Annotated in this window: 11 protein-coding genes, 1 tRNA gene and 1 pseudogene; 6 read left to right on the top strand and 7 right to left on the bottom strand. The window is 70.4% G+C overall.

What is annotated here, in order from left to right:
* Nucleotides 1–2 precede the first annotated feature (2 nt).
* Together IEY61_RS01745 and IEY61_RS01740 are read right to left on the bottom strand one after the other, a co-directional pair.
* Nucleotides 3–395, bottom strand: a complete 393-nt coding sequence (locus IEY61_RS01745; RefSeq protein ID WP_189040422.1) for a PDGLE domain-containing protein — start codon at nucleotides 393–395, stop codon at nucleotides 3–5.
* The gene (locus IEY61_RS01740; RefSeq protein ID WP_189040421.1) at nucleotides 392–1,108 is read right to left on the bottom strand and encodes an energy-coupling factor ABC transporter permease; all 717 of its coding nucleotides are present in this window, start codon (nucleotides 1,106–1,108) and stop codon (nucleotides 392–394) included. The genes IEY61_RS01745 and IEY61_RS01740 overlap by 4 nt, the downstream gene beginning before the upstream one ends.
* Nucleotides 1,109–1,292: 184 nt before the next feature.
* Between IEY61_RS01740 and bcp the strand changes: the two genes are divergently transcribed.
* From bcp to IEY61_RS01720, 4 genes are all read left to right on the top strand, one after another.
* On the top strand, nucleotides 1,293–1,769 hold the full coding sequence (bcp, locus tag IEY61_RS01735) for a thioredoxin-dependent thiol peroxidase (protein WP_189040420.1): 477 nt from the start codon (nucleotides 1,293–1,295) through the stop codon (nucleotides 1,767–1,769).
* Between the two features lie 48 nt (nucleotides 1,770–1,817).
* Nucleotides 1,818–3,857 carry an acyltransferase family protein gene (locus IEY61_RS01730; protein ID WP_189040419.1) on the top strand — a complete coding sequence of 680 codons (2,040 nt, stop codon included), beginning with the start codon at nucleotides 1,818–1,820 and terminating at the stop codon, nucleotides 3,855–3,857.
* A 56-nt stretch (nucleotides 3,858–3,913) separates the two neighbouring features.
* Nucleotides 3,914–3,999, top strand: a tRNA-Leu gene (locus IEY61_RS01725).
* 65 nt (nucleotides 4,000–4,064) lie between these two features.
* Nucleotides 4,065–4,634, top strand: a complete 570-nt coding sequence (locus IEY61_RS01720; RefSeq protein ID WP_189040418.1) for a GNAT family N-acetyltransferase — start codon at nucleotides 4,065–4,067, stop codon at nucleotides 4,632–4,634.
* Nucleotides 4,635–4,693: 59 nt separating this feature from the next.
* Here the strand turns inward: IEY61_RS01720 and IEY61_RS01715 are convergent, their stop codons facing one another.
* The 3 genes and pseudogenes from IEY61_RS01715 to IEY61_RS01705 form a co-directional block, all read right to left on the bottom strand.
* Nucleotides 4,694–5,698, bottom strand: coding sequence for an expansin EXLX1 family cellulose-binding protein (locus IEY61_RS01715; RefSeq protein WP_229705607.1), 1,005 nt, complete (start codon nucleotides 5,696–5,698; stop codon nucleotides 4,694–4,696).
* Between the two features lie 53 nt (nucleotides 5,699–5,751).
* Nucleotides 5,752–6,096, bottom strand: a pseudogene (locus IEY61_RS01710) (MOSC domain-containing protein); the annotation flags it as partial.
* A 65-nt stretch (nucleotides 6,097–6,161) separates the two neighbouring features.
* Nucleotides 6,162–6,995, bottom strand: a complete 834-nt coding sequence (locus IEY61_RS01705; RefSeq protein WP_189040417.1) for an O-methyltransferase — start codon at nucleotides 6,993–6,995, stop codon at nucleotides 6,162–6,164.
* A 165-nt stretch (nucleotides 6,996–7,160) separates the two neighbouring features.
* Between IEY61_RS01705 and IEY61_RS01700 the strand changes: the two genes are divergently transcribed.
* Nucleotides 7,161–8,258, top strand: a complete 1,098-nt coding sequence (locus tag IEY61_RS01700; protein WP_444543339.1) for an LCP family protein — start codon at nucleotides 7,161–7,163, stop codon at nucleotides 8,256–8,258.
* A 109-nt stretch (nucleotides 8,259–8,367) separates the two neighbouring features.
* Nucleotides 8,368–9,834 (top strand): sugar transferase, encoded by a 1,467-nt coding sequence (locus tag IEY61_RS01695; RefSeq protein WP_229705606.1) that lies wholly within the window; start codon nucleotides 8,368–8,370, stop codon nucleotides 9,832–9,834.
* A 16-nt stretch (nucleotides 9,835–9,850) separates the two neighbouring features.
* On the opposite strand, the gene IEY61_RS01690 is transcribed toward IEY61_RS01695, so the two are convergent.
* On the bottom strand, nucleotides 9,851–10,825 hold the full coding sequence (locus IEY61_RS01690; RefSeq protein WP_189040416.1) for a glycosyltransferase family 4 protein: 975 nt from the start codon (nucleotides 10,823–10,825) through the stop codon (nucleotides 9,851–9,853).
* On the bottom strand, nucleotides 10,822–11,694 hold the full coding sequence (locus tag IEY61_RS01685; protein ID WP_189040415.1) for a glycosyltransferase family 2 protein: 873 nt from the start codon (nucleotides 11,692–11,694) through the stop codon (nucleotides 10,822–10,824). Before IEY61_RS01685 ends, IEY61_RS01690 begins: the two co-directional genes overlap by 4 nt.
* Nucleotides 11,695–11,730 lie beyond the last annotated feature (36 nt).

The following is an 11,730-nucleotide window of genomic DNA, read 5'->3' as shown; positions in this document are numbered from 1 at the left end:
CGCTACCCCTGGCTCGTGGCGGGCGTGCCCGGCCGATCCGCGTCCCGCGACCCGCCCGTCTCCGGCGCGGCGTCGCGGCGGCGGACCAGCCGGAACGCGCCGCCGGCCAGGACGAAGGTCAGCAGTACGCCCAAGACGCCGGAGAGCCCGGTGGAGAGGAACTCGTTGTCCAGACCCGCGATGCCGTAGTCGGCCAGCGGACCGCCGATCTCGTGCTCCTGCTCCTGCTGGGCGGGGCAACTGCCGCCGGTGATCTCGCCGTCGGTGTCGAGAGTGCAGCCCTCCCGCAGCGACGAGTCCAGCCCGTCGGGGTGCGGCGAGGCGAAGTTGCTCACCACACCGGCCAACAGCAGGGCGACGAGCAGGCCACCGACGACGAAGCTCCACTTCCTCATCGGACACCTCCGACGGTCGCGTCGGTCGCCGGCGCCGCCGGCTTCAGGGCGCGCAGCGCGTACACCAGGTCGGGTCGGACCTTCGCCACGGTGACCACCGTGGTGGCGGTGATCAGGCCTTCGCCGATGCCGATGAACAGGTGGGACACGGCCATCGTGCCGGCCAGCGCGGCCAGGTTGCCGCCGAGGTCGGCGGTGCCGCCGAGCCAGTACTGCAGCACGAAGCCCATCGCCGCGACGACCACGCTGACCAGCGCGGCGACGAAGGCCGTCACGGCCAACCCGGTGGTGCTACGCGGCAGCACCCGCAGCAGCAGGGCGATCAGCAGGTACGCCACCGCGACGGCGAGCACGGCCATGTTGGTGACGTTGAGCCCGAGCATCGCCACGCCGCCGTCGCCGAAGACGAGCGCCTGCACGACCAGCACCACCGCGATGCAGAGCGCGCCGACCCAGGGGCCGACCAGCATCGCGGCGAGCGCACCGCCGAGCAGGTGACCGCTGATCCCGGCGGTGAAGATCGGGAAGTTGAGCATCTGCACAGCGAAGATGAACGCCGCGACCAGGCCGGCCATCGGTGCCAGCCGATCATCCAGGTCCTGCCGGCCGCGCCGGACACCGACCGCCATCGCCGCCAGCGCGACGACCCCGAAGGCCGCCGCGACCGGACCGTCGATGATTCCGTTCGAGATGTGCATGGCCAGAGTTTCCACGTGACCTCCCACGTGACGGCGGGCCCGCGCTCGCCGGCAAGGGTGAGCCTATTTCGCCGCCCACACTGCTGCCAATAGCTGGCAACAACCGATAATTGGTCGGAGTCGCCGCGCCGGACGGGCCGAGGCGGTGCGGCACGGCCGGGTGTCCCGGGACGATCCGGCACGGCGGTAGGGTCGGGCCATGACCGCACCCGCTCGCCTCTCCCCCGGTGACCCGGCACCCGAGTTCACCCTGCCCACCGACGCCGGCGGGCAACTCACCCTGGCCGACCTGCGCGGCCGCAAGGTCGTCCTGTACGCCTACCCGGCCGCGATGACCCCCGGCTGCACCAAACAGGCCTGCGACTTCCGCGACTCACTCGCCTCGCTCCAGGCAGCGGGTTACGAGGTGGTCGGCATCTCGCCGGACAAGCCGGAGAAGCTGGCGAAATTCCGCGAGCGCGACGCCATCACCTTCCCGCTCGTCGCCGACACCGACAAGTCGGTGCTGACCGCCTACGGGGCGTACGGCGAGAAGCAGTCCTACGGCCGCACGGTCACCGGGGTGATCCGCTCGACGTTCGTGATCGACGAAGATGGCAAGATCGAGCGGGCGCTCTACAACGTCAAGGCCACCGGCCACGTCGCCAAACTCCGCCGCGACCTCGGCCTGGACTAGGCCCGGTCTCAAACGCAGTCGATCCTGACCATCGCCGGAGACGCGCCGATGTCCGACAGCCGACCGCGCAGTGCCTTCCGCCCCGACATCGAAGGCCTGCGCGCCCTTGCCGTGCTGCTGGTCGTGCTCTGGCACGCGGACGCTCCGCTGTTCTCCGGCGGATTCGTCGGGGTGGACGTCTTCTTCGTCATCTCGGGTTACCTGATCACCCGAGGCGTGGCGCTTGAGGTGGCCGAGCGGGGCCGGCTGTCGCTGAGCCGGTTCTACGCCCGACGGGCGAAGCGTCTGCTGCCCAGCGCCGGGCTGGTCCTGCTCGCCGCACTGGTTCTCACGTACCTCGTCCTGCCGGACATCCGCTGGCGTGACACCGCGTGGGACGTGGTGACCAGCGCGCTGTACGTCGTGAACTGGCGGTTCGCCGAACAGGCGGTGGACTACCTCGCCGCCGAGCAGGCGCCGAGCATCGTCCAGCACTACTGGTCGCTCGCCGTGGAGGAACAGTTCTACCTGGTGTGGCCGCTGCTCCTGGTCGCTGTCGCGTGGTGGGCCCGTCGACACGGTTCGACACGGTCGAGCTTCCGCGCCGGCGCGCTCGTTGCCGTGGGCGTGCTCGGGCTGATCTCTTTCGCCTGGTCGGTGTTCCTGGTCGAAACGGACCCCGGTCGTGCCTACTTCGCCACCACCGGGCGGATCTGGGAACTCGCGGTCGGTGCGTTGCTCGCCCTCGCGCCGCTGAGGCTGCCCGCTGCCGTGGCGCCCGTCCTCGGCTGGGCCGGTGTCGCTGCCGTGGCCGGCTCGGCGGTGCTGGTCGACACCTCGTCGCCCTTTCCGGGTCTGCTGGCGCTGCCCGCGACCATCGGAACCGCGCTCGTCATCGCCGCCGGGCCGACCCACCGGTACGGACCGGTGGCCATGCTGCGGCTGCGTCCCCTGCAGTTCCTCGGAGGTATCTCCTACACCCTTTACCTGTGGCACTGGCCCCTGCTCGTGGTGTTCACGGTCGGCACCGATGATCCGGGCGTCGCCGCACCGGTCGCGGCGGTGGCGCTGGCGATCCTGCTCGCCTACCTGACCAGCCGGCTCGTCGAACGGCCGATCTGGCACTCGCGGAAGCTCTCCGTGCGACCGCGGGCCGCACTCGCTGTCGGGCTCGCGTGCACCGTGCTGTCCGGCTGGGGCGGGGTGATCTTCCAGTTCGCCACCGCACCGGACCGGCACGGCACGCCGACCGTGTTGGGCGCGCCGGGCGCGGCAGCTCTCGCACCCGGCAACGACCAGGCGGGGGCTCCCGTCGACCACGCTCCGTTGATCGTTCCCGACCCACTGGCGGCCCGGGACGACCTGCCCACGGTCTACGCCGACGAGTGCCACGCCGGCCAGACGGAGACCAAGGTTCGCCGTTGCACCTACGGAGGTACCGCGCCCACGGCCACCGTCGTCCTGATCGGTGATTCGCACGCCGCGCAGTGGGTGCCTGCCCTGCAGAGCATCGGGGAGCGGCGGAACTGGAAGCTGGTCAGCTACACCAAGTCCTCGTGCCCCTACTTCGACGTCCAGGTGGCCGACGGCGCCGAACCCAACGACAGTTGTGTCACCTGGAACCGGGCGGTGCGTCAGGCGGTGGCCGACGATCGCCCGGACCTGATCGTCACCAGCAGCTTCGACTACTCGGCATACCGGGACGGGGACATGCTACGCGGGCCGGAGAGCCAGGCCGTCCTGGTGGAATCGATGCGTCGGACCTGGTTGGAACTCACCTCGGTGGCGCCGGTCGTGGTCCTGCGGGACAGCCCGGCGCCCGGCATCGACATCGCGGACTGCGTTTCGGGTAACCGGACCCGGCTGGCCAGGTGTGCGGTCCCACGCGTCGAGGCCCTGGCCGGCATCGGCCCGTTGCAGGTCGAGGCGGCCAAGGGGGCGGAGGGTGTGCATCTGATCGACCTGACCGACGCGATCTGTCCCGCCGACCGATGCGCCGCGGTGATCGGCAGCGTGCTCGTCTACCGGGACGCCCACCATCTCACCGCGACGTACGCGCAGACCCTCGCGCCGAGACTCGACGAGCAGTTGCAGGCAGTGGCCCCGTGAGGGGCCGTGCCGCCCTCACACGGTCCCGACCCGACGCTCTAGAATGATCGGGGTTGGCGGGAGTGGCGTAATGGCAGCCGCGGTAGGTTTAGGTCCTATTGTCCGAAAGGACGTGGGGGTTCGAATCCCCCCTCCCGCACCACGGCACCCTGTCGGGAGCATCACGATCACGGGCGGCCGGCTCAGCCTCCGGTAAGGATGAACGCCGTGAGTCTGCGTTTCGTCCTCGATCCCGAACTGGCCCCCGAGCTGCGCGCGGCGATCGTCGACCTCTGGGTCGACGTCACCAACGCCGGGGGCGCGGTCGGTTTCGTGGCCCCGGTCACCGCCGAGCAGGTACGCACCATCGCGGACCCGACGCTGGCGGGCATCGCGGACGGCCCGGACCGGCTGCTGCTCGGCTACGACGGCGACCGGCTGGTGGCCATGGCGATCTTCACCGATCCGCGCTTCCACCTGAAGCCGCACCTGCGGGTGCTCACCCGGGTGATGGTGCACCCCGACACGCAGGGGCGCGGCTTCGGCGAGGCGCTGATGCGCGAGGCCGAGCGGATCGCCCGTGACCTGGGGCTGGCGGCGTTGCACGTGACCGTACGCGACGGGCTGGGGCTGGACCGGTTCTACCGGCGGCTCGGCTACCGCGAGGTCGGGCGGTGGCCCGGCGCGCTGCGGGTCGCGCCCGGCGACGACCGCGACGAGATCCTCATGTGGCTCGGCCTGACCGACGCCCGCGCCGACGCCGTCGGGATGGCGCAGCACCGCGACACGTCGATCTAGGGGCTGTCGTCGCGACGGTAGATCGACTCACGACGGTCGAACCTGGATCGACGCGGTTGTCAGGAGGCACAGGCGGGGGGCGAGGCTGCCAACGGGTCGGTCGCCGCCAACGCCGTCCCGTCCAGCGCGCCTGTGGCCGGCGGTGTGGGTTCGGCGGACGCGGTCGTGGTGGAAGCCGAGGGCCGCACTGTCGCACTGGCGCTCGGGGTCGGGCTGGCACTCGGCTTCGGGCCGGTGGTCGGGGCGGCCGAGCGCGACCGGGACGAGGGCGTCGACCCGGCCCCGTACATCCGGACCGTGCTGCGCTGGACCTCGCCGGGTGCCATCCGGATGCCGGTGGCGGTGACCCGGTGCCCCTGGGTGTCGGTGACCCGGATCTGATACGGCCCGACACCCGCGCCCGACTCGATCGCCCAGTAGTTGTAGCTCTCGCGGTGCGCCGCCCGCCACGCGCCCGAGCCGCCCTGGCGTACCTCGACCGAGCGCAGCGGGTTGCCGTGACCGGCGACCAGGACGGCGAACCACCACTGCGAAGCGCCTTCCTTGATCCGGAAGGTGAGCGGACCGGTCAGCGGCGGGTCGGCCACCAGGCGGTAGCTGACGTCGACGACGCCCTGCACCGGGTCGGCGATCCGGGCGAAGGCCTCCCTGGACAGGTCGATGTGGCCGGCGGCGCACTCCGGGCACTGGTCCATGACCATCACACGGATCTTGCCCTTCGGCCCGGTCACGTCGAGGTACCCGCCGCAGGCGGCGCCGTCGGCGTACTCGCTCGGACCGAGCGCCACGTAGAGCCGGTCGGTCGGGGCGGCGGGATAGGAGCAGTTTCCGCCCGCGCCCTTCGAGTCGTAGAAGGTGGCCTTGCCCTTGTGGAGCGTGCCGGCAGCCGGCGGGGCGGCGCCGGTGCGCGGCGCGGCGCAGGCGGGCGCGGCACCCGAGCGCAGCGCGAGGGTGAGCCCGAGAACGGTGGCGAGCGCGGCCACGGCCCCGCCGGCCAGCCAGCGACTCCGAAAGGAACGCTGGGCTGCTGTCCGCGCGGCGGGGCCGTCCGTACCGTCGGTCACGTGCACCGATGCTGCCCGATGGTGCAGTGCCGGACAAGCCAGCTAAGCGAAAGCTAAGAGTCGGCCGGCTTCACTGGATCACCGAGCCGCACCCGGCCGTGTGCCAGCGGCAGCAGGTACAGCCCGAACAGGAGCTTGCGATCGATGTTGCGGTGCCGCGCGAGGGCGCGCAGCGGCTCCCGGTCGCGTACCCCGGTCTGCTGGTCGATGGTGATGACCAGGCAGCGGGCCGACGGGCCGGCGGCGCGGAAGGGCACGCCGCCGATCCGCAACGGGCGCCCCACCCAGTCGTCCTCCGCCCACGCGGGGGCGCCGTCGACCACCAGGTTGGGCCGGAAGCGGGCCGTCGGCACCGGTTGCCCGCCGGCGTCGGAGAGCGCGGCCAGCGAGGTGGTGCTGGTCGTGGTCCAGCCCCCGGCAACCCTTGATCGGGTACGTGTGGATCGCGCTCAGCCGCACCCGGCTACCATGCCACGCCGATGCCGTCGCCCGGGTACCAGTGGTTGGCCGGCGTCTCCCGGTAGGCGAGGAATCGGCGGTCGGTGCGCTCGGCGTGGTTGGCCAACACGTTGGTGTGGGTGACGTTGTCGGTGAGCAGCATCGCCCCCGGGGCCAGTTTCGGCTCGACGGCCTCGAACTCGCGCCGCTCGTAGCCCCGGCTGTGGTCGCTGTCGTGCAGGAACAGGTCGACCGGCCGGTCCAGCGCGCCGATCGACTCGACCGAGTCGCCGATGACCAGGTCGATCACCTCGGACCAGGGCGCGGTGCGGGTCAGGTAGCCGGCCTCCGGGTTGATGTCGATGGAGCTGACCCGGCCCGGGTGCCCCTCGGCGGCGTTGCGCAGCAGGGCTGCGGCCAGCACGCAGCTGCCCAGCCCTTTGTCCACGCCGGTCTCCACGATGTGCCTCGGCCTGCGGGCGCGCACGATGGCGTACCAGCCGATGCGGCGGGCGTACCGGACCTGCTTGTCGGCCAGCCCGCGGCGCGCGGCGACGGCGGTGGCCGAGGCGATGTGCCGGCGCAACTCGTCGTCCGACTCGATCTCGGTGAGGTACTCGCGCACCTGCCTGACCGGCAGGTCGCAGACCACGCTGACGAACCAGGCGAGGTGGCTGCGGCTGAGTCTGGTCAGCTCGTACGTGTAGTTGTGGTGTTCCCGCGAGGCGATCAGCCAGCGGGCCGAGATCCGCAGCACCTTGGCGTCGTGGCGGGCGACGGTGGCCAGGCGTTTCGGAAAGGCGGCAACGGGGGCGAGGCGCGTACGGGCCAGCGCCCGACGCAGCTTGACGGCGTCCACGGCGCGGTTCTACCAGACCAACGGAAACATGCGGGCAACAACCACGATTTGACGGTTTGCGCACTATCACAATTCCGCCTCGCGTCGCGCTTCGGCTCGGCGCCGAAACGCGATCGGGGCCAAAGGGGAATGCGAGCCGCGTGTCGGAATCAGTAGCATCCTCACATGCGCCAACACCACGGGAACGGCGAACCTGACACCCTGCTCTCCGACCGGCCTCCCATGGAGCAGGCGGGCATCGAGCAGCAGCCGACGGCGGAGCCGGGCACCGGGCGCCCGCGCCGGCGACGCCGGTGGAAGCGGATCGCGCTGATCAGCGCCCTGGTGCTGGTGCTCCTGGCCGGTGGCGGCGTGCTCGCCGGCGGCCTCTACTACCGCTCGGTCGAGTCCAGCATCGAACGCGTCGACGCCTTCGAGGGCGTCCCCGAGGAGTCCCGCCCGCAGGCCGTGGCGACGGGCGCCATGAACATCATGATCCTGGGCAGCGACACCCGCGACCCGGACAACACCTCCGGCTCCCGCACCGACACGATCATCCTGGCGCACCTGCCGAAGGACCGGTCGAGCGCGCAGCTCATCTCCATCCCCCGGGACACCTGGGTGAGCGTGCCGAAGTCCCGTGAGGGGCGGGGCGGCCGGGACGCGAAGATCAATGCCGCGTACGCCTGGGGCGGTGTACCGCTGATGGTCCAGACGGTCGAGAAGTTCACCGGTGTCCGCATCGACCACGTGACGATGGTCGACTTCTCCGGCTTCAAGGAGATCGTCGACGCGCTCGGCGGCATCGAGATCACCGTCGACAAGGGATTCACCTCGCGGCACTCGCTCAACCCGGATGGTCGGCGCGAGTTCGTCGCGGGCGAGCAGACCATGGACGGGGCAGCCGCGCTGGACTACGCCCGCGAGCGGTACGCCTTCGCCGACGGCGACTTCACCCGCATCAGGCACCAGCAGCAGGTCATCAAGTCGATCCTGGACACCGCCGCCTCGGGCGGCACGTTGGCCAGCCCCACCCGGCTGAACTCGTTCGTCCGGGCCACCGCCGACGCGGTGGCGGTCGACGAGTCGATGTCCCTGTTGGACCTCGGGATGGAGCTTCGCCACCTGCGCGGCGGCAACCTGACCTTCCTCACCTGCCCGACCAGGGGAACCGGCATGATCGGCACCGAGAGCGTGGTGCTGGCCGACAAGGAGAAGGCCAAGCAACTCTTCGACGCGGTTCGCCGTGACGCGGTTCCGGAGATTCTGGCCGCCGCGAAGTAGGAACCGGAACTGGCTTGTCGGCGATGGTGTCAGCACCCGCCCGGCCGTATCCTGCGGTCGCCCTCGGTCATGTTGCGCGGTCGGGGGACTTACGGGGGGAGCGCAAACCATGACGAGCCAACCGGCGACCGGCCATACTGGAGCCCAGCTCGGTGGGTTGGTGCAGCAGATGGTTCCGCAGCAGGAGGCCCGCGCCGCCGTCGAGACGACCGCGGTCCTACCGTACGCGAGGTCCCGGGCGTCGTCCCGCACCCGCTGGGTCCGTGCCTGGATGATGACACTCCCCATCGACGTCGCCGCGCTGACCACCCCGTTGTTGCTGAGCCAGACGTACTGGCGCGGGATGCTGGCCTACGCCACGCTGGCGGTGGCCGTCCTCTGGTCCGGCGGGCACTACCGGGCTCGCCGGCACGTGAGCATCCTCGACGAGATGCCGAGTCTCGGCGGCCGGCTACTGACCTCCGCGGCCGTGGTCGCCATCATCGCGGCGCAACGGCACTCCTCTGTGGAGTACGTCAGCGGGTTCATGCGGGATGTCGCGCTCTCGGCAGGGCTGGTCATCGTCGGGCGGACGGTCAGTCGTACCCTCATCGTCTTCGTGCGCAAGCACCGGTGGGTGGAGCACAACGCCATCATCATCGGCAGCGGGCCGAACGGCCTCGAACTGGCCCGGCTGTTGCGCCGCTATCCACGGTACGGTCTACGGTTCGTCGGATGCGTGGACGCACCGTCCCGGCAGGAAACCGGCGCCCTGCCGCTGAGCGGCAGCCTCGACGATCTCGAACACCTGGTGCGGCTCCTGGAGTGCGAGGTACTCGTCATCGCCGACCCGGACTGCGCCGAGTCCGTCCTCATGGAGACGGTGCTCCGGCCCAGGAGTTCCCGATGCGACCTCTGGGCGGTGCCCGGCCTGTGGGGCTCACGCTCACAGGGCGGCTACCCCGACCACATCGGAGCTATTCCGATCATCAAGATCGGTGATATCACGTTCTCCGGGCCGAGGTGGGCCATCAAACGCGCCTCGGACCTGGTCTTCGCCACGGTCGCGCTGGTGGTGCTGAGCCCGGTGCTGCTGCTCTGCGCCATCGCCACCTTCCTCGACGGCGGCCGGGGTGTCTTCTTCCAGCAGGAGCGGGTCGGCCGGCACGGCAAGCCGTTCAAGGTCATCAAGTTCCGCTCGATGCGCCCGTTGAACGAGCAGGAGTCACAGACCAGGTGGTCCATCGCGGACGACGAGCGGGTGACCACAATCGGCCGTTTCATGCGCCGCACCTCGCTGGACGAGCTGCCCCAGTTGTGGAACATCCTGCGGGGTGACATGAGCGTGGTCGGTCCCCGGCCAGAGCGGCCACACTTCGTCGAGCAGTTCTCGGCGAGGTACCCGAACTACGCGGCCCGGCACCGGGTGCCCGTCGGGCTCACCGGGCTCGCGCAGGTCAGCGGTTTGCGCGGCGACACCCCGATCTCCGATCGGGCGCGGTTCGACAACTACTACATCGAGAACTGGTCGCTCTGGCTCGACATCAAGGTCATGCTGCGGACGGTCGCGGAGGTGCTCCGCGGCGGCGGTCGCTGACCGGACGACGGTGGCGTCAGCGGGCCGCCGCCCGCTTCAGCGCGTCGGCGATCGCGGCGGACCAGTAGAGTGCGAAGCGCTCCAGGCTGTTCTCCACCCTGACGAAGGCGGTGGCCTCGGCGACCGCCTGCTGCCGCGACGGTAGCAGGGTCAACGCCCGGGTGAACTCTTCCAGGTCGCCCGGGGACGCGGTGAGGTCGCGATAGGACGGCACGTCACGAACGAGCGTGTGGACATAACCCACTCGGGTCGTCACGACGGCCGTGCCGGTGGCCATCGCTTCCAGGATCGCCAACGAGCACGCCTCGTAGTCGCTCGGCGCCAGCACACAGTCCGCCGCCTGTATCCAGGTCCGCAACTCGACCGGCGAGAGCACACCGAGGCTGGTGGCGCCCGCGACGCGACCCGAGCCGGCGGTCAGCAGGCGATAGCCGGCGCGCGACGCGGCGGCCACCGCGATGTCCGGCCGCTTGCGCGCCTCCGCCCGCCCGATGAAGAGCGCCAGCCGTTCGTTCGCGGCGATCCGCAACCGGTCGCGCGCGGCTCCGCGGCCGCCGACGTCGAACGTTGTGGTGTCGATTCCGTTCGGGATCACGCGGTCGACCCGCAACCGGTACCAGCGCGCCACCTCCGCCGCCGTCGGCTCGGAGACCGCGACCCGGTACGCGTCGATTCCCGCCCAGAACTCCCTGGCCGCCCCCTTGACGAGGAACTGCGTCTTCCAGGGCAAGGAGTAGTTATTGGTCCGTGAGCCCAGCCGCACGTGCTCCACCCAGCAGCCGTGATAGACGTGGATCCGCGGCCTCCTGCTACGCCGGCTGACCATTCCGTTCGTGATCACGAGATCGTGCGGAAGCTTGTCGAGGTCGGTGGCGCCGAGCACGGTGACGAAGCCGCCGAGTCTTCCGATGACCTCACCGAGCGTGTGACAGAACCGTTCGACCCCACCCGAGTTGCTGGTCGGATCCGGGCTGATGATCGCGACTCTCATCGTCGCACCCTCCCGGTGAGGCGCCGTCCAGCGGCGCGGGCGAGCGGCCTCAGCCTTCGGACGATCAGCGACACATGTTCGTGACCTGACCGGCGGATCAGCCCTTGCTCGCGCAACCAGGCGCCGTGTTTGCGCAGGAAGTACCAGTTATTGCGGATTACCGAGTACTCGTACCGGAGCTTGGCCTGCCGCTCGATGCCGCCGCCGCGCCGCGAGCGCACGTAGGTGTAACCCCGGTCCGTCACCAGGACCCGGTAGCCCGCCCGCGCCGCCGAGACGTAGAGGTCCGTCTCCTCCCGGTAGAAGTTGCCGGTGTACGCCTCGTCGTACCTGACGACGTCGAAGACGGACCGGCGAAACAGTGCGTTGGCGGGCATCCACACGCACGGGGACCAGGGCGTTTCAGGGAAGATCCCGGGCCGGTCGAGTTGCGGCCCGTTGGCCGCTCTGGGTGCTCGCGCGATCGCCTCCGCCACGTCCTGCGCCGTGCCGAGATTGAACCACGGCACGCCGACGATGTCCGCGCCCGTTTCGTCGGCGACTCGGAGGAGTTCGACGATCAGATTCCCGCTGGGCACGTCGTCGTCGTCGATGACGAACACCCAATCCGAGGTAGTGGCGTCGATCCCCATGTTCTTGGCCTTCGGGGGGCCCACGTTGCGCTCGTTGACGAGGAGGCGGAGCCGGCCGTCCTGATCCGCGAGACCGCGCAGCCGGTCCTCGGTGTCGTCGGCGCTCCCGTCGATCACGAAGACCACCTCGCGCACGTTCGGTTGTGCCAGGGCCCACCGGGCTCTGGTCTCGGCGAGCTCGCTACGGTTCCGGGTGGGTACCACCACCGAGACCACGGACCCGTACGGGCGCTCCACCTCACTCCCTGGCGTCGGCACCCCTGTCACCCTGGT

It is taken from the genome of Micromonospora sonchi (assembly GCF_014646235.1).
Classification (GTDB): Bacteria; Actinomycetota; Actinomycetes; order Mycobacteriales; family Micromonosporaceae; genus Micromonospora; species Micromonospora sonchi.
The sequence above is the reverse complement of the archived record's forward strand: the minus strand, read 5'-3'. Positions and strand labels throughout refer to the sequence as shown.

Bases quoted from the DNA above. Each gene is read 5' to 3' on its own strand.
- IEY61_RS01745 (WP_189040422.1), bottom strand. From the start codon at position 395: ATGAGGAAGTGGAGCTTCGTCGTCGGTGGCCTGCTCGTCGCCCTGCTG.
- bcp (WP_189040420.1), top strand. From the start codon at position 1,293: ATGACCGCACCCGCTCGCCTCTCCCCCGGTGACCCGGCACCCGAGTTC.
- IEY61_RS01730 (WP_189040419.1), top strand. From the start codon at position 1,818: ATGTCCGACAGCCGACCGCGCAGTGCCTTCCGCCCCGACATCGAAGGC.
- IEY61_RS01700 (WP_444543339.1), top strand. From the start codon at position 7,161: ATGCGCCAACACCACGGGAACGGCGAACCTGACACCCTGCTCTCCGAC.
- IEY61_RS01695 (WP_229705606.1), top strand. From the start codon at position 8,368: ATGACGAGCCAACCGGCGACCGGCCATACTGGAGCCCAGCTCGGTGGG.
- IEY61_RS01690 (WP_189040416.1), bottom strand. From the start codon at position 10,825: ATGAGAGTCGCGATCATCAGCCCGGATCCGACCAGCAACTCGGGTGGG.